Origin of the sequence: Psychrobacillus sp. OK028 (assembly GCF_900103605.1) — a bacterium.
GTDB lineage: Bacteria > Bacillota > Bacilli > Bacillales_A > Planococcaceae > Psychrobacillus.
The window spans coordinates 36,970-62,551 of record NZ_FNHY01000013.1; the positions used below are offsets into that span (position 1 = coordinate 36,970).

Here is a 25,582-nt window from a genome sequence, read left to right on the forward strand (position 1 = left end):
CATTTGGAGAAATATCTTTCTACATCTATCTCTTGAACTTCGAGGACATTGGGTGTAGCATTTTCTAAAGTTGGACTACATCATCTCGTAAGGAGAGAGCTCATTTGTTAACTACCCAAGAAAAAAATAAAAGTACAATTGCTTTACTAGTTATAGGAATTATCTTCATATCCACTACTCTAAGAGCACCGCTTACTGCCGTAGGGCCAATCATTTCGTATATACGAGATGGTTTGGAAATTTCAAATGTGTTAGCAGGATTTATCACAACAATTCCACTCTTAGCATTTGCGATTGTCTCCCCTTTTGTCCCAAAGATTGCTCGACGCTTTGGGATGGAAATGACCCTATTTCTGGCTATTCTATTGTTGGCAATAGGAATTGTTATTCGCTCACTCGGAACATCATTCTTCATGCTATTAGGAACAGCTTTAATAGGAGTTGCAATTGCTTTTGGTAATGTATTAGTCCCAAGTTTCATCAAGCTGAAATTTCCTTTACAGCTTGGGCTCATGACTGGATTATTTACCGTTTCGATGAACTTATCTGCTGGAATTGGTGCTGGTATCAGCTATCCAATAACAAATGGTACTATGTATGGGTGGCAAGGTGCACTCGGTTTTTGGGCAATTCTTGCGATAATCGCGTGTATCATTTGGTTACCTCAGATCAAGAAAAAACAAATAGTTGTCTCAGTTCCTAAAACTAATGCGATAAAAGCTAAGTCTATATTAAAATCGCCTTTAACTTGGTCTATCACTTTGTGTATGGGTCTGCAATCACTTATTTTTTATACAACAGCAGCATGGATTCCCGAAATACTACAAACACAAGGAATGGAAGCTGAAAAGTCTGGATGGATGTTGTCTATTATGCAATTCGCACAGCTTCCGATGACTTTTCTTATCCCGATTCTTGCAGGTAGATTTAAGGATCAACGAATACTTGTTTTGTTATTTACGATTTTTTATCTAATCGGTTTCACTGGATTATTGTATGGAGACATATCCCTTTCATTACTTTGGATGATTGCACTTGGCTTAGGTGGAGGGGCTTCTTTCGGACTTGTAATGATGTTTTTCTCCCTTCGTTCTCGCACTCCAATGGAAGCGGCTGATTTATCGGGGGTCGCTCAGTCAATTGGGTATTTACTCGCAGCAGTTGGTCCAGTATTCTTTGGATTTATCCACGATGAAACGGGCAGCTGGCATATTCCGATGATTCTATTTATGGTTACAGTTGTTCTTCTATTCTTAGCTGGAATGCATGCGGGAAGAGATCGATTTGTTTCCGAGGAAGTCTTACTAGAAGATATGTAAAAAAGAAGCATGAAATCATGCTTCTTTTTTAGTACGGTGATGGTTGATAGAAATAATTTGGTGTTACTTTTTCATTATTATATGGCTTATGGAAGATATGCGTGGTAGCTGGTGACATTGGCGGGATAAGCCACGTCCAATTACCAGTGACGTCACGACCTGCATCCTTTTCAATTTCTTCAAATTTTTTAAATTGCTGCGCTGCTGTATGATGATCTACAATACTGACACCATCTTTTTTATAGGAATACAATACAGCTGCATTTAGTTCTAATAATGCTCGGTCTTTCCAAAGTGAGGCACTAGATTTCGTATTTAACCCCATATATCTTGCAACAGAAGGAAGCATATTGTAGCGATATTCATCCGCCAGATTGCGTGCACCAATTTCTGTACCCATATACCATCCATTAAAAGGAGCAGCAGCGTAAGTGATGCCTCCAATTTCTAATTTCATGTTAGAAATCATCGGAACAGCATACCATTTTAGCTGTAAATCCTGAAACCATTCATATTCAGGATGACGAATTGGTACCTCTAATATATACTGCTCCGGAATATCGTATAATTTCGGAGGATGATCCTTTACCTGAATAACGAGTGGCAGCACATCAAAATGAGTTCTCTTCCCTCTCCATCCAAGTTCCTCACATTTTTTCGTAAAATCAATAGAATCAGAATCTCCAATAACCCAATCTTCTGTTTCATAGCCGGCATATCGGATTAGCTGATGATTCCAAATGCGTATGTCCTTTTGTGAAAAAATCGTAATAGTAGGTCTGATACGACCTTCGTTTGTCGCAAACTGCATGTGTTCAAGTAGTGCTTCAAATACAGCTTCCTCGGTATGTAAATTTCGTTTATCAAAAACAGTAAGGCTTTGCCAAAATAATCGCCCGATGCATTTATTGCTATTTCGCCAGGCCACCTTGGCACCAAATTCTAACTCCTCGGTAGTATGTTCATAGGTACCTCCTATACTAATCTGATTTTCTATTTCCCTTAATCGCATATGCATATCAAATTCCGTTTTACCAGTTTCATTATAAAAAAGACGAATAAAATTTTGTGCTTCCATTAACATAATCGTCGCACCTCCCCTATCTCTTCATCTTAGTAGAATGAAGGCAATCCAGACAAGTGTCAGAACTAAGAAAGATGTGAGGAATTTATGACAGTAAAAATATTCGTATTAGAACAATCGCTATATACGGATTAAACTGAGTTATGTTAAAATATGGATAATGTTTAATATTTTGTTTTCTTACTCTTAATATAAAAACCAACTAGTGGAAAACAAACTATTTAGCAAGATTTTCACATAAAACTATAGGGGGATTTACCATGAGACGGATTTCAGTAATTTTACTTTCAGCAACATTACTGTTAGGTGTTACTACGATTTCACCAACAACGACAGATGCTGCAGCAAAGAAATTTGCAAACTGCACAGAGTTAAATAAAACATATAAAGGTGGAGTGGCTAAAGCTGCAAATATTAAAAATAAAGGTGGAAAAACAAAATATACTCCATTTGTTTCAAAGGAAATTTATGAGGCCAACATAAAAAGCGATCGGGATAAAGATGGCATTGCATGTGAGAAATAAAAATTAAAGAGTAATTTTAGTTGAGGTTTTTATAGATAATAAAATATTAATGTATTTCACTTACCCTACTTTATACTAATAAAGATATATATAAAATAACCTTGAAAGGCATATAGCAAATCAAGGTTATTATTATTTACAATTCTTTTTTAATTAAATCCAATTAAATCATCAAAGTAGCACTTTTAGGTATATACTAGCATTCTTTCTTATAGTATATTTATGATTAGGAACATTGATGCGCTAAGAGTTCAGGTTTTTATTAAATCGGTCTTGTAGCTCAGTTGGGAGAGCACCACCTCGACAAGGTGGGGGTCGCTGGTTCGAGACCAGTCGGGACCATCTATTAGATATAAGCCGCAAACCTTGATTCATAAGGGTTTGTGGCTTTTTCTCTTTTTAAATCAAATACCTAAAATACCATGAGAAATGCAATTGGTGCCATTTTGGTGCCGTAGTACAGTTAATTTGATTCTTTTAGTAAAGCATCAATTTGATTAGCAGCTTCCTCTTGCATATTAGGTAAGACATGTGAGTATGTGTCTAACGTTATTTTAATGTTACTATGTCCTAAACGTTCAGATACTACTTTTGCATGTATTCCCTGAGACAAAAGCATAGTTGCATGGGTATGCCTTAGGTCATGAAAACGAATACGTGGTAACTTAGCTCCTTTAATCAGCCTAGTAAAGGTCCTTTTTAAGTTCGCTGGGTTCATAGGAGTACCCTTTAATGTACAAACCACTAAATCATAGTTATTGTACTCGGGACCACTTTGTAATTTTTCCTTTGCGATAATCGCCTTGTGTTTTCTAAGAACAGTAATCGTCTCTTCTGAAAGCTTTATACTACGAATACTTGAATCCGTTTTAGCCCCATTTAAAAACTGCTTTCCGTCCTTACTAAGTGTTTGACGAACTGACAGCATACATTTATCAAGTTCTACGTCTTTCCAGCGTAGCCCTAAAATTTCACCCCGCCGCATGCCCGTTGTAATGGCAAGATGAAAGGCGATATAAAGACGGTCATTTCTAGCCATCTTTAAAAATGTCTTTACCTCATTAATATTCCACACAGTCATTTCTTTCTTATCATCTTTAGGTAATTGCACCTTTGTAATTGGATTTGAAACAAGCAATCCCATATTTACTGCATGGTCCAATGCCCCTTTAATAATGGTATAAATCTTCTTAATAGTTCCACTGGCTAGTCCATTCTCTTTAAGATCATTAACATAGCCTTGTAAGAGCATAGGAGTTAACCTGGATAGCATTATATGTCCTAGTGGAGGGATGATTCTATTTTTAATATAGCCACTATAGACTTCAGCTGTTTGAATACCAACACTGTTCTTTTTAATTTTAAACCAGTCATATAAGTAGTCTTTAAAATAGGTGTTAGATGGTTCCAGGTAAACTCCTTTGTAAACCTCCGCTTCAATTAACGCTAAAGCCTTTTCAGCTTCTTTCTTTGTTTTAAAGCTCTCCTTCTTACGTTTCCTTCTACCAGTGAGTGGATCTTTACCTACTTCAGCAACGTAGTACCAACTAGACCCCTTTTTCTTTATTTGTCCCATAGGTGACATCCTCCTTTTGAAAGATGTCCTCTAAAGGTATGACAAGCTTCTATATAAAGACTGTAGCAAAGACAACTAATTATGACAATCATTTCCTTAACCTCTTCTCTTTTTTTGTTACAGATGCTATATACGCTATTACTAAAGAGTAATTAAGTTAAGAAAATTCTAAATTTGTTAGTAAAACATAAACTCTGTACTTTAAGAAAACAGCTCAAATACAAAAGATACAAAATTAGTTTATTTTTATTAAAAAGCAATTATTTTATCAATATAGCATTAATAAAGCAAGCAAATAATTTATATTTTGTATAATAAAAAAAACAATAAAAAATCTTTTAGAGATTATGCCCCCCCAGTGCCTATGAAATCAACCTTCTCTCTTCTTTTGAACGGGGGTGTCATTTCATCTCTGAGATATTTACCCACAAAAGTGTTGCGCAATCATTTAACTTATAGTTTTAGAAAACGTATATAGATAATGAGCTCGAGGAATTTATATTCCAAGGCTTAATAATATACGAGGTGAAATTAAATGAATCTTTTTCAAGAAAGCAACAGAGGTTGGCGCAACAAATCAATATCTGAAAAACTAACAGATATAGCACTAGAACAAAAAATGTTATTGGCATCAAACAAAGGGTATGTGATTGCTCCACAAAAGATAGTAAGGTGTTTTAGGCTATCCGATTTAGAAGTTAGGGTGTTACTAGACCTAATGTCACTAATGGGAGAGAAGAATTACGCTTTTGCTGGACATAAATATTTAACCTTCCACTTAGGTAAAAAAAGCACTACTTCTATAAAAAATGCACTAAAATCATTAAAGAAAAAACAATTTATTTATTGGGATAAAAAAGGAGGTGATTTAGGGACAAATCACTATTGGTTAAAAAATCTTTATTATAATCCATACATCATAATGAGTGAAGCTACTCATTACTGTGTTAATAAAATTTTAGAAATCTACAGAAATAAGATTTCTTATGAGGACCTATACGGTGCTGTTTTAGATTTTATTGAGCCTAAAAAAAGTAAAGAAGATGTTGCCATAGATATGTATAGCACCTTTCTTCAACAATTGGCTGATAATCCCGAAGACAGAGATTGCCCTAATCTTTACATTACGTATTGTGACAGGTTATCCGAACATATAGAAAACAAAACTGATTTTTCTATAGACATATTATGGGATAAACATTTTATTGAACTATTTGAAGAAAAAATACCATATAAAAACACTGAGGAGAATAATGTAGTTCCTTTATTCGAAATTAGCCCCAAGATAATGCAAAGAGTCAATATAATTGAAGAGAAATTTGGATATCCTTTGTTTGAGGAGCCAATGGTAGTCGTCGATACTACAAAGAACCAAACTGACATATTTGCGTCAGAATGGACTCGATTGAATAAAAAAGCAACCAATTATGTAAATGCTTTTGGTGATAGCTTGGATGAGAATCAAAAATGCCTTATTAGAGGAAAATTTATTACCAATAAAATATTGAATCAATTAACGGACAACGAGTATTTGTCTTAAATATTAATAGCTCTCCTATTGAAGGAGAGCTTTTTAATTAGGCATTTATTTGCCTAACCATATATATATATTAGTCCACCCTACAGTCAGCAATATGTTTGGGGAGAGTTATTTATCAAACACGGTATATGCTGAAAGAAGTCTACTAATAATAAAAGGAATAATAATAAAAGTTTTAATATAAAAAGGATTACTATAAGACCTCTTCTTTCTCCAAATAGGAGAAAGGGTTAATAGATAAGTAAAATTCTAAACCTAAATTTATAGCTACTAGGTTTATGTTAACTTAATGGTAATATACTTAGCTTCTCTTTCTATCTAACAATTCTATAGTGATGCGTGTTGCGGATAAATTAGTTTAATGCACCAATACGAAACATATGCCCCCCCTGGTGCGTTTTTGTAGATATATTTACATACAGTCTAGCTGAGTTTAAATTTTGGGGGCTATGTTAAAGGTAAGGGTTGATTTAAAATGCAGATAAAAAATGAGCTGGGAAATGTATCTCCAAGCTCATTATATTTTGATGTCCGTTTTTTTACTAAAGCACCCGTTAGTTGAAGAAGAATAGTTCGAAATTTAATTAGAAATTACCTTTAACATTATTTTTGATAATTTTATCTTGTAGATACTCGCTTATTATTAATACTTATCTGTAATTACTCCAACGGAAGATGCTTTAATGAATGGTAAATCTTTTAATCGTGATAATGTTTCAGCATTACCAGTAACGACGGCACCAAAAAATTGTATATCCTCTTCTGTTAGCTGCTCATCTTCCCCACTCAATATCGTAAATAATCGACGAAACTCACCTTGCCATCGTGCATTGTATTGTTGTCCCGACTCAATAGATGAAATAAAACCAAGAACGGGTTCTTCTTTAATACCCCCATTTTCATCTATTAAGGAGAGTCCATAGACAGTCTCTTCAGAGCGAACTAAATTAGTATATCCAATCACTTCATTGTTATCGTTAATCTGTTTAAATTGGAAGCTATCTTTCTCATCATTGACATCATCCACCCAGAGCCAAGATAGTGTCACTTCATCTGCTATCATATTCTGTACCTCTTCAAATGAATAGCCTTGATTGAAAGACAATGCCACTTCCATCATTTTTTCTTCCCCAATATCATCTAACAAACTTAGATCTTGTCGGTAGTTTTTATATTCAAGAAACGGATAGAAAAAAACCATTTCACGTTGACCAAATTCGTTATAACGTTGATTTTGTAAATCCTCTTCAGAATAACTTCTCCCAATTAGGATTGGCGACTCAATTCCAATACGGTTTAAATTTTCATTACGAAAAAGTCCAAATCCGTATCTTTCTTCTCCAGTATAAACGACTTTCCCTTCAATAATTTTATAAGTTGTATATCGATTTTCCCCACCTAAAATCCCATGATAACGTTCAAGCTTTCCAATATATTCATTCGGTGCAGAAATATCGTGAAATTCTGTTGCAGAAATTTGAATGGGGGCTTCTAATCGATACACAATCGAACGATTTGCTATTGCCCCAACGATTATCACAATAACTAGAACTGCAATTGTAATCAAAATCGTTTTCCAACTCGCTCTTCTTTTTGCTTTCTTGATCGTTTTTTCCATTTTTTTCACGTCAAATAAGTCATTATTTCTTCCATTGTCCATCTATCTTTTCCTCCCAAATCTTTTTAAAGGTGTTGCGAGCACGCTGTAAATAGGTTTTTACAGTGGCTTCTTTCATAGTTAAAATCTCACTGATTTCTTTATATGAAAAATCCATATAGTACTTTAAAATGAGAAGTTGTTGAAAAGTTGGTTGAAGTTCTTGCAATGCATCTACCATTTCGCTCGCCATTTCTTTTGTTATTAGATTTAACTCTACATGTTCAATGGCAGGCTTTAGACTTTCTAAATCTTCTTCACTTAAATGAACAAACGTTTTATTTTTGTTATATAGAGAATAGTATCGATGAATGGCTACTTTAAACATCCACGCTCGCATTTTCTCAGGTTCGATTTGCTGAAGACATTCAATCGTTTTTATAATTGTCTCTTGGGTAATATCTTCGGCGTCTTCTTTTCTAGCTCCGATTTTCATTAAATATTTAAATACGATTTTTGCATGAGCAAGGAGTAGTTGTTCCCATTCATTTTTCAAAACTTCACCAACTTTTGGATATCCATTTTTATTTCGTAGTAATCACTCACCTATATAACAATTGTAAGGTAAAAAAGTATACAACTTTTTAAATTTATTTTATGAATTGAAAAAAACCAATCAACCATATGCAATTACATAGATCAAAATTGGTCTAATTTCATTTAATGATTTCATATTATTCATTTCCGTTTCATCAGCCAATAACAAAATAGAGTATTTTTAATTTCTGTTGAACGTACTAATTCTACTAAACTGCCCCGTTACTTGAATAATAAGAACAAGCATTAATCCTGTTGAAGTAAAGCACCCGTTAGTTGAAGAAGCATAAGGTATAACAAAATTATCTTTGGTAAGACTAATTTTGAGGTGATAAATGTGATTCGCAAAATTTTGTTTTCGTCAATTCCTATACTTTTCTTATTTAATCTACTTATAGTAAGTGCACAAAGCATTACGGAAATTGAAATTCTTGATATTGAAAAAAACAAGATGATAACAATCCCAACAAATCCTAAAATACAATTAGAGACTAAAAAAATTATTAAAGAAATTGATAATATTGTTAAAAAATTCAACCCCATTCCTGACAAAGGTTATATAGTTAAAATCCCCTTATCACCATCTCTTCGATTAGAAAATAAATGGGTAAATACTTTGATTGATGAAGTTATTATTATTATTCCCGAAAATGAAAAGCCTTATTTACTCATATTTGATGATGAAAAAAAGCCTCATTTTTTTACCATTAAACCAGAAATGGATGGGTTACTAAAAACTTTAGATATTCCCCAATAAAAAGACCACTTAGTGGTCTTTTTATTATGTACTTCTTAAACTAACCAGCCGCTTTAGTTGTATAAGAAAAAAGCTTTACTCCTTCTTGAAGTAGAGCACCTCGTTAGTTAAATTAGAAACTGTTCGAAACATTATTCACTGCGGACTCAATTCAGGTCCCCAAGGAGCTGGTAATATAGAATCTTCTTTGATATTTTGTCTCTTTAACCCTATTTTTTTTGCATAATAATCAAGCATTTCAAAAACAGTTAAACGATGAAAACTTCCGTGGATAAATTGGGGTTCATTTCGTCTGTTAGGGTCTATTTTCCAAAGAGGAATTGAAACACTTCCTGTATTATCGCTAAATTCATTTATTGGAACACTGAAGTTAATATGCTCGTTATACCCATTTGCAACTGCTATTACAGTAACTTCCCCCATGTCTTTCATTAGGAACCTAGGGTCCTTGTGAACTGAAACAGGTATTTTTGCTTCGCCATCAGAATTTGTTAATTCTGTTCCGATTATCTCACCTAATGAATTTATTACAATAATTCGAGAGTTACTAATTGGTTTACCATGTTCTTCAAAAGTTGTTGTTACTCTAGCAGATAATGTCGCTAATACTGTGTTTTCATTTGTCTCTGCAAACTTTGCTTTTGTTGAACTTTCCCAATTTACATAAAACACTGTTGTAAGACTTAATAGCAATAGTAAAAAAATTACTGATATTTTTTTCATCTAATCACCTACCTAATTTTAAGTAGTATTTCCTTGTGATAAGACTTTATTCTTATTGAAGTAAAGCACCCGTTAACACAATAAGCCTTATGATTTAACATTCACTTTTATTTTCTCAACAATTAAAAATATAAAATATAAAATAATTAATGCGATAGAAATACCAAGATATAATTCAAATCTAGATAAAAACATTTCTTTTGTCCAATAGTCATCTGGTAATAAAAATTTAGCTAAGAAATTTGAAATTGCTATCCCATCGTTAGCTTCAGGTATTAAACTTTCTGTATAGTTTTGACCCAAAGCAACACTTGAAAGAATTGCGAAAGCAATCATTGGTATTGTAGCTTGAGACATATTCATCTTTTTCTTTGAAATGAAAACTCCCGCTATAATTCCATATAAGACTAAAATGACGAAAATCATATAAGTCCCCCTATTCTATCCCTTTATATTAATTATTACGGTTGAAAACCCTTTAAGTTTCGATTTTTCTTGTTCAACTAACCTGCACCGTTAGTTTAAGTACATTTTTTCACAAATTTTTTAAATGCAGGCAAAATTCATAATACCATTTTACGAAAAATCAACCTTTACCTTTAACATAGCCAATTTTTTAGTTATTAAAAAAACTGGACCCATATAAATATGAATCCAGTTTTTATTATATAGAACTAGGGCTAGCTAATTCACTATAGTAGCTATGTAAATCTTCTATATTACCCCATTCTAGGCAACCTAATGGAATAGGAGCAGTGTGGTCAATTAAGGCAGATAATAATGATTTTACTTTTATAGCTAATTCTAGATTTTCACTTATCTCCAGTAAAGCGTTATATGGTTTTTCACTAGAGACTTCGTTTGTTAAAAATGCAAATTCGAAGTTTTTTAGAGAAGCTATCAATCTTACTTTTGTAGGGTCGACATGTTCAGAAACAGCATCCAATATTTTTTGATTTGTAGTCCATGCAGGATTTTTATTCCCAGAAACTAATTTTGGATAATCGCTATCATGAAGAACTGAGTAACTTGTACCAAAATGATTCAATATTTTCACTAGAGAAACAATCGTTGCTTTTCCTCTTGCTCTAATAATATGAACATCTTTAAATTCCTCAGGATAATTAGCAATTATATATTTAAAAGCTGTATACTCAGTGTCTCCTTCGACAATAATAGAACGCCCACCAAAGAAAAATTCTGCAACATACGGATCACATATATTTAACAACTTTAAAAGTTTTCTATCGTTCTCGTCTAATTTAGCTCTTTCAGGTCGAAACAACGTTGTTCCTTTAATTTGTCCAGATAATTCTCTCTCCACTCTTACAATTGTCGTATTATCTTTTGAAATGTCCACAAATGCGGGGGAGTGAGTCGTAACCATTACCTGCCAATTACTTTTTAAAGGTAATTCATAAAGAACCCGACAGGATTCTCTTACAGCATTAGGATGTAAGCAAAGCTCTGGTTCATCAAGTAACAAAACATTAGGTCTCTCATTGTTAGAAGCAGTTTCAGATAGATATCGTAGCGCAGCCCATAAGAGTGTTCTTCTTGCCCCACTTCCTTGTCTGTCTATTGTACTCTGATAACCTGTTGTTGGACCCATAAGAAGCTTTGAACCTGCTTTAAATAAATTTATGCTCTTATCAAGATCATCTTCAGGTCTAACATCAAACTTAATTTTGTAATCTGGAAAGATTTCTTTAATTATATCCGAGATTCCGTCTTCGGCTTTCTCGATTTCATCTTTTGATTCATCAAATATTTTATTTTGAATATCTTTTACTTGTTCCATTAACTTTCCAAACTCGGTCAGTTCTGCTTGTTCTTCTCCATTATTGACAGTTAAAGATTTTACTCTATTTGTAATAATTGTTGTCAATAATTTAGTAATAGCAACCGTTTGTTCTTCAGGATCTGAGAATGCATCTACCTTGTGTGGTAATGGCCTTCTGGAATTTGCAACATTTGCAGCTCCCCAAGGAACCTGTATGTCCCAGTTTTGCTCATTTACATTCCAGCCACTTCTTTTTGGCTTTCCTACCGTATCCCATTTCCATCTCTCTCTAACTACGTTTTCACCTGTGGTTTTATCAATCCATTTTTCTGCCGGTAAATTCTCATAAACTACTGTTTCTAGTATTATCTCAGGCAGATTTTCAGGGGATATTTTCCCATGAGGAAAATCATCTAATGTTAACTCACATTTCTTAGAACCATCACTCATAACAATTTCATATGCTCTTAATATTGAACTTTTCCCTGCATTATTTGGACCAACTAAAACAACTATGTCATCTAACTCTATTTCTACTTGTTGTGAACCAATAGCTCTAAAATTCTTAATAAACAACTTTTGAAGTCTGGGTCTTTGATTCTCTTGCTCCAATATCCTTCTTCCTCCCCTGAAAATGCTTATTTGAATAGACAAAATTATACAAAATTATTATAACCATTTTCGATATAAAAAACCACCTTTTGCTAAAAATATAGTTCAAAGTAACTTAATTCACAAAACATGTGAAATGTATCATTTGAAGGAAGACCCCATTCTTATAAGAGGGATTAAATCAAAAAATCAGATTAAATGCTAACAGTAATGCGGAGGCTACCATCCCCCCAAACTAAACCCATCAGCAGAAACTCTTATAATATGTGTGCTCTAGATCTAGTTTCTTAAGAGTTTGGGCTATACAATTCGGCTGTAGCAATCTTCGTAGATAATAAAAATATAATTTAGTAACTATATCTCTCAAAATAAAACCGACTATTACATATATAATAGTCGGTACAAGCTGCTCCAAGTTAATTATTCCCAATCTTCTACAAAAAAGCTATTTATACTAAAAATCTCATTCTTATAGTTTCTAATATTTTGCTTTCTAAAATTAATTTCCTGTAGTCGGAAAAACATCTTATGCAGTTCATCTTGAACAGTTGCATAAGAATGATGAGTAATAACTCCACTTGAAATCTCTTCACTACCCCTTTTAATCTCTTTTAACTCCTCAATAAGTTCATCAATCAAATTGGATACTTCCTGAGAATCTTTTTCGATAATGTATTTTTCCTGCTGTATTTGTTTTAACAAGTAATTTAGATATCGTCCTTTATCATGGTAATTCATTATACCTCTCCTCTTTTATCAATCGATATTTTTTTAGAAGCTTGTCATATCAACCTTTAGAGGACTTTTACTAGGTGCCTTAATTGTGCCTATATAGTGGTGCCAAAAGGGTGCCATTCGATTTATTAGGTCTTACCTATAATATTTCATTTTTATATAATCCTTGATAAATCAACGTTTTTCAAATAATGTAGGTATTACCTATACTATCTAAAAATAAAAAAATACCTAAAATCACCTCGACAAGGTGGGGGTCGCTGGTTCGAGACCAGTCGGGACCATCATTACTTTAAGTCTGTAAACGTTGATATATCAATGTTTGCAGACTTTTCTCTTGTTAACTCTCCTCAGAAACATTTTAGTGCATAAGCTGGGACGTGAAGAGACTAAAAAACGGTTCCTACATCATCAGCTTCATCACTTATGGTTACCGGTTGGTTATTTGGATTTAAAAAAATTTAATTTTGGAAAGAACGCCTATAACTTTGTCCTATTCGTTTTCCATATAATCTCTCTCCTTCTTGGACCCCACGGGTTCTCTAGACGATGCATTAAATAGAGGGTAGTGGAAATTTAACAGTGGGTTGGTCTCCTGGAGTTTCATATCGGTTTATTCAAATCAAACATATCTCTCCGAATACGGGATTGTTTAATTTCTTGGTTATTCCGTTTTGTTTTCAAAGCTGTATACCTAATCCTAATGAATTCCTTCTTTCTAACAAAACATTATCTCTCCATATACCATTTAACTTCCCTATTTTTTCTCTAAATCCTACTTCTCTAAAACCATTTTTCTTATGCAAACAAATACTACTATTATTTTCAGGAAAAATTGATGCCTGTAAAGTCCAAAATCCTTGCACTTCCGAAATAGTAATCAAATTTTTTAAGAGTATATAGCCGACTCCTTCCCCTTGTGCTTTGGGATGGACATAGATACTAACTTCACCAACACCCGCATAAGCCAAACGATCTGATATCGGAGTAATTTTGCACCAACCTAATATTTTATTTTCGCCATGTGCAATTAGAGTACATTTAGGATGGGCTTTAAAAATCCATTGTTCATAGGTAGAGGGAGCTTGGGTTTCAAAAGTAGCTATACCCGTGGAAATGCCAGCTTCATAAATATACTTAATTTCATCCCAATCCTCTTTTTTAGCATTTCTAATTAATAAATTCATGCTTATTCCTCCATGTGAAAGTGAGTGGTATTTAATGAAATTTTAAAGTTAATTGTTGCACTTTGCAAGTAATTATTGTATATATTATATAAGAGGTGAAAACATGGAAAACAAACGTGAACTATTTCAAGTACTTACTCGCAGATTTGGACTTCTTAATAAAAATTGTTGTTCAGTTGGAACCGTGGATATTTCACCGGTACAAAGTCACATTCTTTATGAAATAGATAAACAAATAGCGCCATCGATGCAACAAATTGCAGAAGCTATAGCAATGGACATAACTACTTTTAGTCGGCAAATTCAGACGCTCGTTAAAATGGAATTAGTAAAGAAAACGCCTTCCTCAGCTGACAAACGGGTTTATCTTTTATCCCTTACATTACAAGGTAAATTTGTAGCTACTACCATTGACGAATCGATGAATGCTTACTTAGAGGAAGTATTCTCGCATATGAACGAATTTGAGAAAGAAACAGTTATTCGTTCTATTAAATTACTTAATCAAGCAATGTCTAAATCAAGTGTTTGTTGTACACCTTTACTTTAAGCAAGTTAAGTCTTGCTTAAAAAATTAGATATTACTTGCAAATTGCAATTAATTTGAACATATTATTTTATGGAGGTATGAAAAAATGAACAATATTGAACTGAAACAAGTTAACACTGGTGGATGTTGTGAACCTGCTGCAAAAATAAATGTTAGTTTAGAAACATCTTTAAACAAGGAATTACCAATAGCGATTATTGGTGCTGGACCTATAGGTTTAGCGACGGCTGCCCATTTAGCTAATATCGGTGAACGTTTTATAATAGTCGAGTCAGGTGCAAGTGTTGGAAGTAATATTCTAAGCTGGGGACATGTGCGGTTATTTTCACCATGGCAATACAATATCGATAAGATCGCTAAAAAAATTCTAGAAAATCAAGGATGGAATGCACCTGATTTAGATCAGCTTCCATTAGGAAGTGAATTGGTTAATGAGTATTTGAAGCCTTTAGCAAATTTACCGGAAATAAAACCTTATCTTTTACTGAATACAAAAGTTGTTTCGATAAGCAAAAAAGGCTTAGATAAAATGAAGACTGATAATCGGGAAAAATCCCCTTTTGTTATTTATCTTGAACAACATGGTAGGTCTAAAAGAATAGAAGCAAGGGCAGTTATAGATGCTACAGGAACTTGGTCACATCCAAATCCGATAAATGCTGACAATGTTTGGACAAAAGAAGAGAAAGAATTAAAACAATATATATATTATGGTATTCCAGATGTTAAAGGGGACCATAAGAATAAATACAAAGGCAAAAGAGTTGCTGTTGTAGGTGGCGGTCATTCAGCCATAAACACGATTTTGGAATTATCACAGTTAAATGATGATGTGGAAATTATATGGATTATGCGAAAGAAAAACGTAAAAGATGCTTACGGTGGAGAAGATAAAGACTCTCTTGAAGCAAGAGGAAAGTTGGGGATTCGTATTCATCAATTAGTTGATGTTGGTCAAGTAAAAGTCTATACTCCATTTTTTATTCACCAATTCATTAAAACAAACGATGGAATCGCTATCACTGGGGAATCAGAAGGCAATGAAGTAACAATTTCTCATGTTGATGAGATCATCGCAAATACAGGCAACCGTCCAGACTTTTCATTTATTACAGAAATAAGACTGAGTATAGATTTTACTACAGATAGCGTGGTAGCACTTGCTCCATTAATTGACCCGAATCTTCACAGTTGCGGTACTGTTCGACCTCATGGAGAAGAGATATTAAGACAGCCAGAAAAAGACTTCTATATAGTAGGAATGAAAAGTTATGGTCGCGCTCCAACATTCTTAATGGCCACTGGTTATGAACAAGTTAGATCTATTGTTGCCCATCTTTCAGGTGATTTTGAATCAGCTAAAAAGGTGGAGCTTGATCTACCTGAAACTGGTGTATGTAGTTCAAATTTATCTTCACAAAGCTTTGTACAATCATGTTGCGAAGCCGAAGCAACTAAGTGTTAAAGGTGAAGACACTTGACTGTAAATAATGGCGCAAATTTATCTAGAGAATATTTCATTGCTTATTTAAAGTTGGTTATGGCAGCTAAATCTTATACTATAGAACAAGCAAAAAACTTCATCACTAACAACTTTTTTAAGAGGAATAAAGATATTTACGGAAAAGACAGTTATATTAATTTCTTGCAGGCCATTGAGATTTTAAAAAACAGAAAGATGCCTAGCTAATGTAATGTTAAAATATATAAATTTCATTATGAACATAAAACAACACTGGACAGATGAACAGTGTTGTTTTCATTTCAATTATTTTAATAGAGAACTTTGCTATTGCATTAATTTAATACTTATTGACATTCTATATACTTCTATAAAAAGAAAAACAATAACTAACAGTACAGTTATGTAACCTCTTACACACCCAATGATACTATACTATACAAATTTGCTCTTACCAATTCATAAATGGTCCTAAATAATTGAAATCCTTTAATTGGAGATAAGCTATAAGGTGAAATGTAAAGCCATTTAGCATTTGTATGAAACAGCAAAAGACAGCGCTCTTACAGTTGAACGCTGTTTTTTGCATTTGAACTATTCTAAAGTATACGTTCTAATAAGCAGATCATTAGAAAATAAAAGCGAAAAGGGCATCTTCACACACTTTTTATTAAATAATTAAGGATAGTAATATAATTTGTTGTTCTTTAAAAGGGAAAATCATTTCCGTTCTTATCTTGCACAATTAGCTCATATTTCTGATTGTTCGTCTCTATTTTTACTTCTTCGCTATCCAGGAACTCAGTAATTTCTTTTCGGATTTTGGTTACCGTCTCTTTAGTCTTTGCATCCGATGATTTCATGTTCGTCATGATGGTAATAGATACTTTTTCAGTCTTGTAGGAATATCTAATGTCAGCTACCTGATACTCTTTTTTTAGAAAAAACTCTTCTTCAATGCTCTTCATGACGGGCATCCACTGATTCTCAAGTTCCTGTTCCGAAACGTCCTGAGTTATGATCTGTACTTGTTTCGGTGTACTGTTTGTTTTCAAAAGTTCAATCGCGGCCTTGTAGATTTCTACTTTCATAGCTTCATCGGCAATTGGAATGTACACTTCGACTACAGGGCTATGAGCGTTAACATTCATAATCGAATATCCAGCACCCTGCAAGTCCGACATCAACTTTTCGCTTAGTTCCTCCCTTTGTTTTCCGATCTCTTTTAGCTCGGAAGATGCTTCATTCGTGTCAGAAACCATTAACTCGTAGTTATCATACCCTCTCTTTTCCAAGGTCTCCGTCAATATTTTTATAACTTTGTCCTCTTCTTGCTTGACGTATTCTTCCGTACCCTCCAGCCCTATGTCAAAGATTGCCTTCTGTTCCCACATGCCCATGCCAATACCTGCTAGTTTATACCCCTCTTTCTCCAAAGTTTCTGAAATTACTACCTGTATCGGTTTATGGAATATTTGTCCTACGTATGGGATTTTTGATATTACTTCCGCCATAGCTGGATTCAGGAATACAGAACCCATTAAAACGACAAGGCTGATAACAGCTGCAACTACAAACTGGGATTTCCTCCAACCTCTTTTTCTTCCTGCAGATTTTTCAAAATCCATTCTTTTTTCCGACTCTTCCTTAATGTTTTTAGCAAATTCGTATATGGAAGGTGGTGCCTTGATTTTTTCCATCTCTTCTTCGATTTCTTTCTTCAACGATTCATCAATCTTCATTGTGAATTCACCTCTATAAACTGATTTTCGATCAACCTTTTTTTCAGGGCATTCCTCGCTCTGCGAAGATGTGATTTGACCGTGGAACTTTTCAGTCCTAGCAAATCTGATATTTCTTGAATTGCTTGCTCTTGGTAATAGTAGAGGATGAGGATAATCTGGTAGTCACTATTATCAAGGGATAATATGCCCTTTTTAATCTCGTTGTCGGTTTCCTCTTTTAGTACGCTTTCTACTACGCCTCGTTTGTCTGTCACTACATCGATCTCAAGCGGTGATTCCTTAAGGCGGTCATTCTTTCTCCAAGCATCGATTGAGCGGTAAGAGACCAATTTATAAAACCAGGTGTTGAAATAGATGATTTCCTTTCCACTCATAATATTTCGGTATGCCTCGATCACCGCAGTTTGGACAACTTCTTCTGCGAGTTCCTTCGACTTGAGAATACTAAAACTGGTCCTGTACCCCTTTTCAATCAAGGGGTTTACTAGTTGAGCAAATGCTTCATCCTCACCGTTCCGTATTCGTGTCATCAGTATTTTCTGTTCCATGAGGAAAACCCCCTTTTTTGTTTCTACCTTTTAGGCGACAGGGTGGCTGTTTAGGATGCACTATTTGAAAAAAAAAAATGGAAAAGGAATTAAATAAATTTATAACTCAAGTAAGGTTTAATAAAAAGCAGTTTTTTATTAAACCTTTTTTTCCAAATATTTAGGTCTATAATTCATGAAGTATGTTGATTTCAAATAAATAACCAAGTTCAATGAACTTGGCTAATACCTTGTATTTATTTTTACGCTTATTGAACTAAACTGCCGCGTTAGTAAAAAAACACCCTATATCTATAATTCTATTAAATTGGCAATAATCCTTTTAAAATTACTTTTTTAATGGGAATAGACTTGTTACTATCAAAAGCATGGACTAGAGGCTGAGAAGCGAATAGAGGGCTACAGTCTTTGCTACTAGAAGTCATACAAAGTTTAATGGGTCATGAGAAGAGTGAAACGAAAACGACTAGAATTTACGCTCAATTAAGCGGAAGACTAAGGAAAGAGTATTATCAAAAATACTATTAAATATAAAAGAGCAACGTCAAATTGACGTTGCTCTTTTTGACTAAAGCACCCATTAGTGAAAAGTTATACCCATTAAAAGCCAGACATTCCTAGAACAAAAAGTGACCATAATGAAACCAAAGAACCAACAATGACAGTTAATATTAAATATACCCAAAAGTGACTTTTTTTAATTCTTCCTTTCTTAGCGAAAAAATAAGCTAATAGTGGTGCAACAATATATAAAAGCCAGCTAAACACAGTTGCAAGAATTACAGCATACTTCCCAAACGTGAATGAATACTCTAGTACATCCGTAGTATAATAGAAAAGTTCTTGAGTAAACATACCTAGTATAGTCGCGAAAACTAGAATACTAATTATAAAAATATTCCATTTTATCATTTCCATATCTCCCATTTTTTTCAGCATATATATTCATGATTCAAATCATAATACGCCTCTAGAATTAACAATTTGCATCAATTAGTGTAATTTTACACCATTAATATGAGATTTACAATACTGAAATTACGGAATCATAGTAAAAGGTCTAATACCATAATGCGAAAAAATAACCTTCACCTTTAACATAGGCAAAAAACGCTCAGTTCATTGAACTGAGCTACTCTTTATATTTATTTTCAACGCTTATTAGTTGAAGAAATTTATCTCCCTATTTATACTGATTAAAGTTCGTTTCAGTAGGCACTACCGATTTAATGAACGCTATATCTTTTTCGTTAACATTTGGTGCAAAAAATTCCATACCCCAATGTTCGGAATGAAAAATAGTGTTGGAATTTTTACTCAAAAAAATAGAGAACCATTTTATCTTTCCCTCAATATTTACATTGTTAGATAATAAATGTTTTACAACATCTAGTGCTTTTTTCCCCTTAAAAATAGTGATGTTGTTTTTCATGATTATTTCAAACGATCCCTTAAGCATTGATTTTGTTTCCTCGACAACAACTTCTTCTTCATTCCAACAATGGATTTCTATGGTATCCGATTGTGATAAAAAATAATTCATTAAAGGAACCCAATAATCAATTTCTTCATATTGACTAGGTATACAAAAATACAGTTGGTATATCATTTTACTACCTCCTTTTCACTGATTTTTATATACTATATCTAAAAGTTCTTCTTATACTAACCTGCCACGTTAGTTGAAGAAAGATTTTTGTAGAGTTGAACCATGCTATGTAAAAAAACCTCTTAAGAATAAGAGGTTTAAACAGTTGGATTTTTGTTTAATAGAATTTGAATGACCAACAACGATTCTTCGAAATTATCAAAAAGCTAAATAGTTTGTAGTTCGAGAAAGATTTCTCGACGTTTGTGGTATTTATCCTTATTTTGATGAAAATACTTGTTCACTTATTCTTCTTCTTCATTTTTATTTTCATCATCTACATCATCCATCTCTTCACCATCATCAACGCCATTATCCTGGTCAACTCCATCGCCACAACCAGCCACTCCAGCAAGCACTAACCCGCCTGCCAGTCCACTAGCCAATAATTTCTTTTTCCAATCTGCCATGTTAGTTCCTCCTTTAAATGTTTTGGTAGTTCTAAAGAATGTTTACCCTTTGACATATTTCTCTAAACACAAAGTTACCTGGAAGTTATCAACTTCAATAATCCATAAGAAAAGCCGCACTTTTATAGTAGCCTTCTCTTCAACACCTTAAATTTCAGTTACTGTAAAAAATCTCCCTGTATTTATATCATATGTAAAAAAGTACGTTAATCAAAATTTCATTAACAAACCTTTTCGCTGTCTTCGTTTTCACCTAACCTCCCCTTAAATACAATAAGTTTAATTATAGGTACTTCATACCCCAATTCCCTTTCACGCTGACGTTGACAAGTCCATATCTTCCTTTTTCAATTCAAAATTCTAACATTTATTTTCCTTGTATAACCAAATTCCTCTGCTTCTTTAGTTAAAGTATTCAACAAAAAGGACATAAATCCTTTAATGGATTTACGCCCTAATAAGATTAAGTATAATAAAATGATAGTCAGTCATGTATTTTTACTTAAATGTGGTTAACTCTTCTGAAACAGAATTTAAAAATTCTTTCTCAAACTTATATATGTGTTTACCTTCATTGTTACTTAGTATTATTGTGTCTGATATCATTCCATCACTCAAAGAAACCGATTTAATAGAATTAATTTTTATTTGATTCTCTAACAACCGATCTGGCGATACATTGGCTTCAATTGGAGTAAGCAGTTCTTTTAATTGTTTTTGCGGAATTTCGTTTTCTATTTTATTCATAATAGCATTCATTAGATTTAAAAGGTCTACTTTATCTAAGCTGATTCCCTCTGTAGCAGCCATCATTAATGACACAATCTGTTCTCCATTCAAATGATTCGTGCCTTTTTTGAATTCAAATGACACTTGTGATATCGCTCTTACTCGTATATTTTCTTGCAAGTCGTAATCTATCCCATTCATAGAATCAATTAGCGTTGAAATAGTTTCTAAATCGATAACCGCATAATAATCAATTGGTAAATTTAATAGTTTTGAAACAGCTGTTCTTACACTTTCAGCACCGCCAAAATTATAAGCATGTAACAATTTATCGTAAGTAGTACCATCATTGTTATCCGCTACCTGTGCATACGTATCATTAGGGAGCGATACAACTTTCATCATCTTTTTATCTTTACTATAGGTAAGTAAAAGGTTTAAATAGACTCGATTATCCATTTCTTTCGACTTCACCGTAATTAAAGTAGTTAAATATTCAGCGTCAACTACTGGGTCACTTGCAACACTTGTGTTAGATTCTTTAACAAAATCACTTCCGCTCGATTCATTAGTCACGTTCCCAGGAAAGAACGAGGGCATAAACAAAAATAGACACAAACCTACTACTAATAAAGACATTGTAACGGGTGCGAGATTTTTAAAAGAAATAAGCGACTTCTTTTGTGTTTGAGGATCCTTGTCTATTTTACGAATTTGTTCAAATACTTTATGACGATCTTCTTTCGTAAATTGTAGTTCTTGATCCGAAGTATTAGAAAATGCACCTTTTAACCGTTTATCAGCCATTAAGTTCTGCCTCCTTTATCACCGAATTTAACCTTTGTTTTGCTCTTCTTAGTCGTGTTTTCACTGTATTAACAGAAATATCTAAAACCTCTGCAATTTCCTCTGTAGTTAATGAATCATAGTAGTATAGAAAAACTACTTCTCGATACACTTTTGGTAGAGAAAAAATAGTATCTTTTATTTCTTCATTATTGTATTTATCCATCACTGTTTTTTCTGTTGAGGGTAATATTGATTTTGCTGTTTCATTAATAAAACCTTTAACATAAACCATTTTGTGATTCCAACTCTTTAAATAATCTTTACATTCGTTAATTGTAATACGATAGAGCCATGTTTTTATTTGTGCGTCAAACCGAAACGAATCAAGGTTTTTGTAGCACTTGATAAACGTATTTTGGACCATATCCCTCGCAATCTCTTTATCTTTCACATAAGAAAATGCCAATCGTACCAACTCATTACCATATTCAATCATCAGTTTTTCTAATATGTAATCTTTTTCTTCTCTGTCCAAGTTACTCCCCTCCCTTTCAACCTACTTCAAATTCTGTTATTAGACGATTAACAATTCATTATAGGTTCAATTTTAGAAAGATTTTCTTCTAACCTGTGTTCAATCATAAATTGATTTTTATAAATATCAGTAAAAAGTATTCATACAATTATAACTAAAATACAAAACCTGTATCTTAGATTACCAACTAATCACAGATACAGGCTTATTGTTTATATTATTCCTAATTCAACTAAACTGCCGCTTTAGTTGAACAAACACCTTCTCTTTTAGTTCAAATAATGTTAGAACTTCGAACTATAAATAAACACAATTAACATTCCGAATTTTCTTAATGTATAGTTTGTATTATGTTATAATTTTCCTTAATGAAACTAGGAGGTACAAGTCCAATGGTAAAAAAATAATATGAGAAAATCTTAAATTATTTTAATAACTTTAGAATAAACATGTAGATTTTCTCTTTCATAGAACGAATATATAGAAAAGAGGAAAAATAACATGTTAAATAAATTAAGTGATACTATTTATTATTTATCTAATGAAGATGATAGAGAACGACCAACATTAGGACTGGTATGTGGTGATCGATATAGTCTAATAATAGATTCTGGTAATTCTCCTCAACATGCTAAGGACTTTTTACTGGAAATCGAGCAGCTAAATGTACCACCAGTTAAATATGTTGTTATTACCCATGCACATTGGGATCATTTCCTAGGAATGAATGAATTTGATGCAACTGTAATAGTTAATAGTCGAACAAACGAAATGATAAAAGAATGGCAATGTATGTCCTATGACGATAGTTCACTACAAAAGTATGTGAACACTAACCAGATGAGTGCTATGTGTATGAAGATCATACAAACTGATATGCCAAACAGGGACAGTTATAAGTTGAAATCTCCGGATGTAATCTTTGAAAATACATTAACTATTGATTTAGGTAATAAAGTTTGCATTCTCGAAAGTATCAAAAGTACTCACACAGATGACTCTACAATCATTTATATTTTTGATGAAAAAGTTGTTTTTTTAGGTGATTGTGCATACGGTACAACCACAAATTCTTTATTTCATTACAAGCAATCATTGTTATTGCCTATGATTAAAGACATTCAAAAATATGATGCAGAAATGTTCCTACTTGGTCATGAATCTATCTGTGATTCAAATGAAATGAATATATATTGGAAAGAGTTAACAACAGCAAGTCAAGTTGTAAAGTCCACCTCACTAGAAAATGCGATAGTATCCTTTAAGGCAGAAAATAAAAGGGACCCTAATGACAATGAATTATTTTTCATAAAAGCATTTGTTAATGACCATATTATTCAGTCACAATAATTCTATAGAATACATTAATCAAATATAAACAGTCGCCATCTCATTTAAAATTGAAAATGAGGTGGCTTTTAATCAGTCGATAATACATGAGCGTTTCTTAGTACAAATTCTTCGTTTTATTGTTCAAATGCGAGATAAAAACTCAACTTCTCTTATTGAATTAAACTGCCGCGTTAGTTCATTAAGGAAAAAGGCTTTACTCCTTCTTGAAGCCATTTACCCAAAACCAATAACGACCAGTATTTTTTTTGTTGTTTGCTATAAACATTATAATAGGAATAACTAATAATATAAGATATAAAGCAATAAATGTTGATGATTGAAGAATTTTCTTCATCTCAACTATTGTCATACAAATCATTAAAGTTCCTAAAAATAAATAAGGAAAAATTAACCCTCTCTGATAAGATTGAAACTTTTCCTCGCCTAAAATAACTCTAGTTTTTTCAGGTAAAAAATAGTCCTTCTTCATTAGGTGGCTTGACCCCATAACTAACACTGAAATTCCAAGGAATATACCAGTAATTGTTTTAACCCCCTTTCTTTTGAATAACCAACAGCGTTAATTCAATAACAAAAAACTTCATTCTTTAAAGTAAAGCACCTGTTACTTGTAGAGCGTAACTTGTTTTGAGTTACTGAGTCTCCCGCTTAGACATTTTTTGCGATTGTTGTTCCTGCTTAACAAAAAATGGATTTACTACAACTAAAACCAGACTTGATATAATTAAAACTTTATAGATTAACCTTTGTTCAACATAGAAGTAAGTTATTACAGCCGAGAAAGCTAAACACATAGCAAGAATCCCTATCTTCCTTGTCCTATCCAGCAAACTCCCTAACAAACCAAGAGTCACACCACTTATCAAAAGGATAGGAATGTAATTCGTATACGATTCATCTGAAGCAAAAAATGGAAATAAAACAATAAAAATAAAACCTATCCATTGAAGCAATTTCCCTAATTTATTCAACTTGAATCTCCCTATTATTTAACTTGAAGTAAAGCACCCTTTTGTTTAATAATTTACATATATCACCTTATTCAACACAATCGAAAATAAACCTTCTTCTTCAACTAAACTGCTGCTTTAGCACAACAAGAAAAAGTCTTTACTCCTTCTTGAAGTAAAGCACTCGTTAGTTGAGGAAGAAAAGTGAAGCTTATTCAATAATCGTGCCATTTAATTGAATAACTAAAATATCATCTCAGTTAGAATAAATTATGTATTCCGGTTGTTCTACCGATAGGAAGGTATCTTGCCAACGGTAAACGAACGGTCGGAGCTTGCTTATCTGGAAAACGCGTCCGTCCTACAAATCAGTTTGGCTCCTTTATTGCGATTGAAACGATTGTTTTACGCAGAGTCAATGCTCGTGGTCCTCTACTTGTTCCTTCATGATGCTTAAGATTGTGAAGCTTTCAACGGTGGAATCCTGCTGACACCCTTCCAATGTATAGGTGAACAATTGCTGTCCCTCCTCTGATATCAGCTCCGAACAGGTCATGTTCACTTTGGCGGGGCTGTCTCCCCGATTCTTATTTTTTGAAAGATCAATTTCCAAATCGAATACAAATCCGTCGAAAGATAAATTGTACAATGTTGGATTTCCTTCCGGTGTATAATTAGCAATCCGCACGTAAGCCGCTTCTTTCGCTTGAATGTTGTCCAAGAATCGTTCAAAGTGGTCTTCTGTAAAGAAAGTAGACATATTAATTCACGATGTTTTTTCTTTTACTACCGCGCTAACGCTTGCTGGGATAGTGAAAACAGGATAGGT

General features: G+C 33.3%; 27 protein-coding genes and 1 tRNA gene. 9 read left to right on the forward strand and 19 right to left on the reverse strand.

What is annotated here, in order from left to right; all coding sequences use genetic code 11:
- Window positions 1–104 precede the first annotated feature (104 nt).
- Entirely contained in the window at window positions 105–1,319 is a 1,215-nt protein-coding gene (locus BLR36_RS17600) for a CynX/NimT family MFS transporter (RefSeq protein WP_093063046.1), read from the forward strand.
- Between the two features lie 28 nt (window positions 1,320–1,347).
- Here the strand turns inward: BLR36_RS17600 and BLR36_RS17605 are convergent, their stop codons facing one another.
- Window positions 1,348–2,403: a nitric oxide synthase oxygenase gene (locus tag BLR36_RS17605; protein ID WP_093063047.1), complete on the reverse strand. Its 1,056-nt coding sequence runs from the start codon at window positions 2,401–2,403 to the stop codon at window positions 1,348–1,350.
- Window positions 2,404–2,663: 260 nt separating this feature from the next.
- On the opposite strand from BLR36_RS17605, the gene BLR36_RS17610 reads away from it, so the two are divergent.
- Both BLR36_RS17610 and BLR36_RS17615 read left to right on the forward strand, forming a co-directional pair.
- A complete protein-coding gene (locus BLR36_RS17610; RefSeq protein ID WP_093063048.1) occupies window positions 2,664–2,927 on the forward strand; it encodes an excalibur calcium-binding domain-containing protein in 264 nt (87 codons plus the stop codon).
- Window positions 2,928–3,196: 269 nt separating this feature from the next.
- Window positions 3,197–3,269 (forward strand) — tRNA-Val (locus BLR36_RS17615).
- Window positions 3,270–3,390: 121 nt separating this feature from the next.
- Here BLR36_RS17615 and BLR36_RS17620 read toward each other — a convergent pair.
- Complete coding sequence (locus BLR36_RS17620; protein ID WP_093063049.1) at window positions 3,391–4,503, reverse strand: site-specific integrase; 1,113 nt, start codon at window positions 4,501–4,503, stop codon at window positions 3,391–3,393.
- Between the two features lie 535 nt (window positions 4,504–5,038).
- Here BLR36_RS17620 and BLR36_RS17625 point away from each other — a divergent pair.
- The gene (locus BLR36_RS17625) at window positions 5,039–6,043 is read left to right on the forward strand and encodes a helix-turn-helix domain-containing protein (protein WP_093063050.1); all 1,005 of its coding nucleotides are present in this window, start codon (window positions 5,039–5,041) and stop codon (window positions 6,041–6,043) included.
- Between the two features lie 643 nt (window positions 6,044–6,686).
- Here BLR36_RS17625 and BLR36_RS17630 read toward each other — a convergent pair.
- Together BLR36_RS17630 and BLR36_RS17635 are read right to left on the reverse strand one after the other, a co-directional pair.
- Window positions 6,687–7,703, reverse strand: a complete 1,017-nt coding sequence (locus tag BLR36_RS17630; protein ID WP_093063051.1) for an anti sigma factor C-terminal domain-containing protein — start codon at window positions 7,701–7,703, stop codon at window positions 6,687–6,689.
- A complete protein-coding gene (locus BLR36_RS17635; protein WP_093063052.1) occupies window positions 7,684–8,196 on the reverse strand; it encodes an RNA polymerase sigma factor in 513 nt (170 codons plus the stop codon). Before BLR36_RS17635 ends, BLR36_RS17630 begins: the two co-directional genes overlap by 20 nt.
- Window positions 8,197–8,574: 378 nt before the next feature.
- Between BLR36_RS17635 and BLR36_RS17640 the strand changes: the two genes are divergently transcribed.
- Window positions 8,575–8,994: a hypothetical protein gene (locus BLR36_RS17640; protein WP_093063053.1), complete on the forward strand. Its 420-nt coding sequence runs from the start codon at window positions 8,575–8,577 to the stop codon at window positions 8,992–8,994.
- Between the two features lie 135 nt (window positions 8,995–9,129).
- Here BLR36_RS17640 and BLR36_RS18640 read toward each other — a convergent pair whose 3' ends face one another.
- From BLR36_RS18640 to BLR36_RS17665, 5 genes are all read right to left on the reverse strand, one after another.
- Window positions 9,130–9,717, reverse strand: a complete 588-nt coding sequence (locus BLR36_RS18640; RefSeq protein WP_139185120.1) for a hypothetical protein — start codon at window positions 9,715–9,717, stop codon at window positions 9,130–9,132.
- Window positions 9,718–9,804: 87 nt separating this feature from the next.
- Window positions 9,805–10,143 carry a hypothetical protein gene (locus BLR36_RS17650; protein ID WP_254771447.1) on the reverse strand — a complete coding sequence of 113 codons (339 nt, stop codon included), beginning with the start codon at window positions 10,141–10,143 and terminating at the stop codon, window positions 9,805–9,807.
- A 238-nt stretch (window positions 10,144–10,381) separates the two neighbouring features.
- On the reverse strand, window positions 10,382–12,112 hold the full coding sequence (locus tag BLR36_RS17655; RefSeq protein ID WP_093063054.1) for an ATP-dependent nuclease: 1,731 nt from the start codon (window positions 12,110–12,112) through the stop codon (window positions 10,382–10,384).
- A gap of 420 nt (window positions 12,113–12,532) precedes the next feature.
- On the reverse strand, window positions 12,533–12,850 hold the full coding sequence (locus tag BLR36_RS17660) for a hypothetical protein (RefSeq protein ID WP_093063055.1): 318 nt from the start codon (window positions 12,848–12,850) through the stop codon (window positions 12,533–12,535).
- A gap of 677 nt (window positions 12,851–13,527) precedes the next feature.
- Window positions 13,528–14,034 (reverse strand): GNAT family N-acetyltransferase, encoded by a 507-nt coding sequence (locus BLR36_RS17665; RefSeq protein WP_093063056.1) that lies wholly within the window; start codon window positions 14,032–14,034, stop codon window positions 13,528–13,530.
- A gap of 103 nt (window positions 14,035–14,137) precedes the next feature.
- Here BLR36_RS17665 and BLR36_RS17670 point away from each other — a divergent pair, with 103 nt between their 5' ends.
- From BLR36_RS17670 to BLR36_RS17680, 3 genes are all read left to right on the forward strand, one after another.
- Window positions 14,138–14,584, forward strand: coding sequence for a MarR family winged helix-turn-helix transcriptional regulator (locus tag BLR36_RS17670; RefSeq protein ID WP_093063057.1), 447 nt, complete (start codon window positions 14,138–14,140; stop codon window positions 14,582–14,584).
- An 85-nt stretch (window positions 14,585–14,669) separates the two neighbouring features.
- Window positions 14,670–16,049, forward strand: coding sequence for an NAD(P)-binding domain-containing protein (locus BLR36_RS17675; protein WP_093063058.1), 1,380 nt, complete (start codon window positions 14,670–14,672; stop codon window positions 16,047–16,049).
- Window positions 16,050–16,061: 12 nt separating this feature from the next.
- On the forward strand, window positions 16,062–16,274 hold the full coding sequence (locus tag BLR36_RS17680; protein WP_093063059.1) for a hypothetical protein: 213 nt from the start codon (window positions 16,062–16,064) through the stop codon (window positions 16,272–16,274).
- A 479-nt stretch (window positions 16,275–16,753) separates the two neighbouring features.
- On the opposite strand, the gene BLR36_RS17685 is transcribed toward BLR36_RS17680, so the two are convergent.
- From BLR36_RS17685 to BLR36_RS17715, 7 genes are all read right to left on the reverse strand, one after another.
- Entirely contained in the window at window positions 16,754–17,788 is a 1,035-nt protein-coding gene (locus tag BLR36_RS17685) for a DUF4179 domain-containing protein (protein WP_093063060.1), read from the reverse strand.
- Complete coding sequence (locus tag BLR36_RS17690; protein WP_093063061.1) at window positions 17,785–18,339, reverse strand: RNA polymerase sigma factor; 555 nt, start codon at window positions 18,337–18,339, stop codon at window positions 17,785–17,787. The genes BLR36_RS17685 and BLR36_RS17690 overlap by 4 nt, the downstream gene beginning before the upstream one ends.
- A gap of 600 nt (window positions 18,340–18,939) precedes the next feature.
- The gene (locus BLR36_RS17700; protein WP_139185121.1) at window positions 18,940–19,251 is read right to left on the reverse strand and encodes a hypothetical protein; all 312 of its coding nucleotides are present in this window, start codon (window positions 19,249–19,251) and stop codon (window positions 18,940–18,942) included.
- A gap of 271 nt (window positions 19,252–19,522) precedes the next feature.
- Complete coding sequence (locus BLR36_RS17705; protein ID WP_093063063.1) at window positions 19,523–19,948, reverse strand: hypothetical protein; 426 nt, start codon at window positions 19,946–19,948, stop codon at window positions 19,523–19,525.
- A 284-nt stretch (window positions 19,949–20,232) separates the two neighbouring features.
- Complete coding sequence (locus tag BLR36_RS18900; RefSeq protein ID WP_175454118.1) at window positions 20,233–20,397, reverse strand: hypothetical protein; 165 nt, start codon at window positions 20,395–20,397, stop codon at window positions 20,233–20,235.
- A gap of 498 nt (window positions 20,398–20,895) precedes the next feature.
- On the reverse strand, window positions 20,896–21,933 hold the full coding sequence (locus tag BLR36_RS17710) for an LCP family protein (RefSeq protein ID WP_093063064.1): 1,038 nt from the start codon (window positions 21,931–21,933) through the stop codon (window positions 20,896–20,898).
- On the reverse strand, window positions 21,926–22,450 hold the full coding sequence (locus BLR36_RS17715) for a sigma-70 family RNA polymerase sigma factor (protein ID WP_093063065.1): 525 nt from the start codon (window positions 22,448–22,450) through the stop codon (window positions 21,926–21,928). Before BLR36_RS17715 ends, BLR36_RS17710 begins: the two co-directional genes overlap by 8 nt.
- A 501-nt stretch (window positions 22,451–22,951) precedes the next feature.
- Between BLR36_RS17715 and BLR36_RS17720 the strand changes: the two genes are divergently transcribed.
- On the forward strand, window positions 22,952–23,800 hold the full coding sequence (locus BLR36_RS17720; RefSeq protein ID WP_093063066.1) for an MBL fold metallo-hydrolase: 849 nt from the start codon (window positions 22,952–22,954) through the stop codon (window positions 23,798–23,800).
- Between the two features lie 196 nt (window positions 23,801–23,996).
- On the opposite strand, the gene BLR36_RS17725 is transcribed toward BLR36_RS17720, so the two are convergent.
- From BLR36_RS17725 to BLR36_RS17735, 3 genes are all read right to left on the reverse strand, one after another.
- Entirely contained in the window at window positions 23,997–24,272 is a 276-nt protein-coding gene (locus tag BLR36_RS17725; RefSeq protein ID WP_093063067.1) for a hypothetical protein, read from the reverse strand.
- Window positions 24,273–24,435: 163 nt separating this feature from the next.
- Entirely contained in the window at window positions 24,436–24,774 is a 339-nt protein-coding gene (locus BLR36_RS17730) for a hypothetical protein (protein ID WP_093063068.1), read from the reverse strand.
- A 394-nt stretch (window positions 24,775–25,168) separates the two neighbouring features.
- On the reverse strand, window positions 25,169–25,513 hold the full coding sequence (locus BLR36_RS17735; RefSeq protein WP_093063069.1) for a DUF4362 domain-containing protein: 345 nt from the start codon (window positions 25,511–25,513) through the stop codon (window positions 25,169–25,171).
- Window positions 25,514–25,582: the final 69 nt, after the last annotated feature.

Excerpts from the sequence above, each read along its gene's own strand:
- BLR36_RS17685 (WP_093063060.1), bottom strand. The coding sequence starts at position 17,788 with ATGAAGATTGATGAATCGTTGAAGAAAGAAATCGAAGAAGAGATGGAA.
- BLR36_RS17670 (WP_093063057.1), top strand. The coding sequence starts at position 14,138 with ATGGAAAACAAACGTGAACTATTTCAAGTACTTACTCGCAGATTTGGA.
- BLR36_RS17720 (WP_093063066.1), top strand. The coding sequence starts at position 22,952 with ATGTTAAATAAATTAAGTGATACTATTTATTATTTATCTAATGAAGAT.
- BLR36_RS17735 (WP_093063069.1), bottom strand. The coding sequence starts at position 25,513 with ATGTCTACTTTCTTTACAGAAGACCACTTTGAACGATTCTTGGACAAC.
- BLR36_RS17710 (WP_093063064.1), bottom strand. The coding sequence starts at position 21,933 with ATGGCTGATAAACGGTTAAAAGGTGCATTTTCTAATACTTCGGATCAA.
- BLR36_RS17630 (WP_093063051.1), bottom strand. The coding sequence starts at position 7,703 with ATGGACAATGGAAGAAATAATGACTTATTTGACGTGAAAAAAATGGAA.
- BLR36_RS17665 (WP_093063056.1), bottom strand. The coding sequence starts at position 14,034 with ATGAATTTATTAATTAGAAATGCTAAAAAAGAGGATTGGGATGAAATT.
- BLR36_RS17605 (WP_093063047.1), bottom strand. The coding sequence starts at position 2,403 with ATGTTAATGGAAGCACAAAATTTTATTCGTCTTTTTTATAATGAAACT.
- BLR36_RS17625 (WP_093063050.1), top strand. The coding sequence starts at position 5,039 with ATGAATCTTTTTCAAGAAAGCAACAGAGGTTGGCGCAACAAATCAATA.
- BLR36_RS17675 (WP_093063058.1), top strand. The coding sequence starts at position 14,670 with ATGAACAATATTGAACTGAAACAAGTTAACACTGGTGGATGTTGTGAA.
- BLR36_RS17620 (WP_093063049.1), bottom strand. The coding sequence starts at position 4,503 with ATGGGACAAATAAAGAAAAAGGGGTCTAGTTGGTACTACGTTGCTGAA.
- BLR36_RS17610 (WP_093063048.1), top strand. The coding sequence starts at position 2,664 with ATGAGACGGATTTCAGTAATTTTACTTTCAGCAACATTACTGTTAGGT.
- BLR36_RS17650 (WP_254771447.1), bottom strand. The coding sequence starts at position 10,143 with ATGATTTTCGTCATTTTAGTCTTATATGGAATTATAGCGGGAGTTTTC.
- BLR36_RS17700 (WP_139185121.1), bottom strand. The coding sequence starts at position 19,251 with ATGATAAAATGGAATATTTTTATAATTAGTATTCTAGTTTTCGCGACT.
- BLR36_RS17690 (WP_093063061.1), bottom strand. The coding sequence starts at position 18,339 with ATGGAACAGAAAATACTGATGACACGAATACGGAACGGTGAGGATGAA.
- BLR36_RS17705 (WP_093063063.1), bottom strand. The coding sequence starts at position 19,948 with ATGATATACCAACTGTATTTTTGTATACCTAGTCAATATGAAGAAATT.
- BLR36_RS18900 (WP_175454118.1), bottom strand. The coding sequence starts at position 20,397 with ATGGCAGATTGGAAAAAGAAATTATTGGCTAGTGGACTGGCAGGCGGG.
- BLR36_RS17660 (WP_093063055.1), bottom strand. The coding sequence starts at position 12,850 with ATGAATTACCATGATAAAGGACGATATCTAAATTACTTGTTAAAACAA.
- BLR36_RS17725 (WP_093063067.1), bottom strand. The coding sequence starts at position 24,272 with ATGAAGAAGGACTATTTTTTACCTGAAAAAACTAGAGTTATTTTAGGC.
- BLR36_RS18640 (WP_139185120.1), bottom strand. The coding sequence starts at position 9,717 with ATGAAAAAAATATCAGTAATTTTTTTACTATTGCTATTAAGTCTTACA.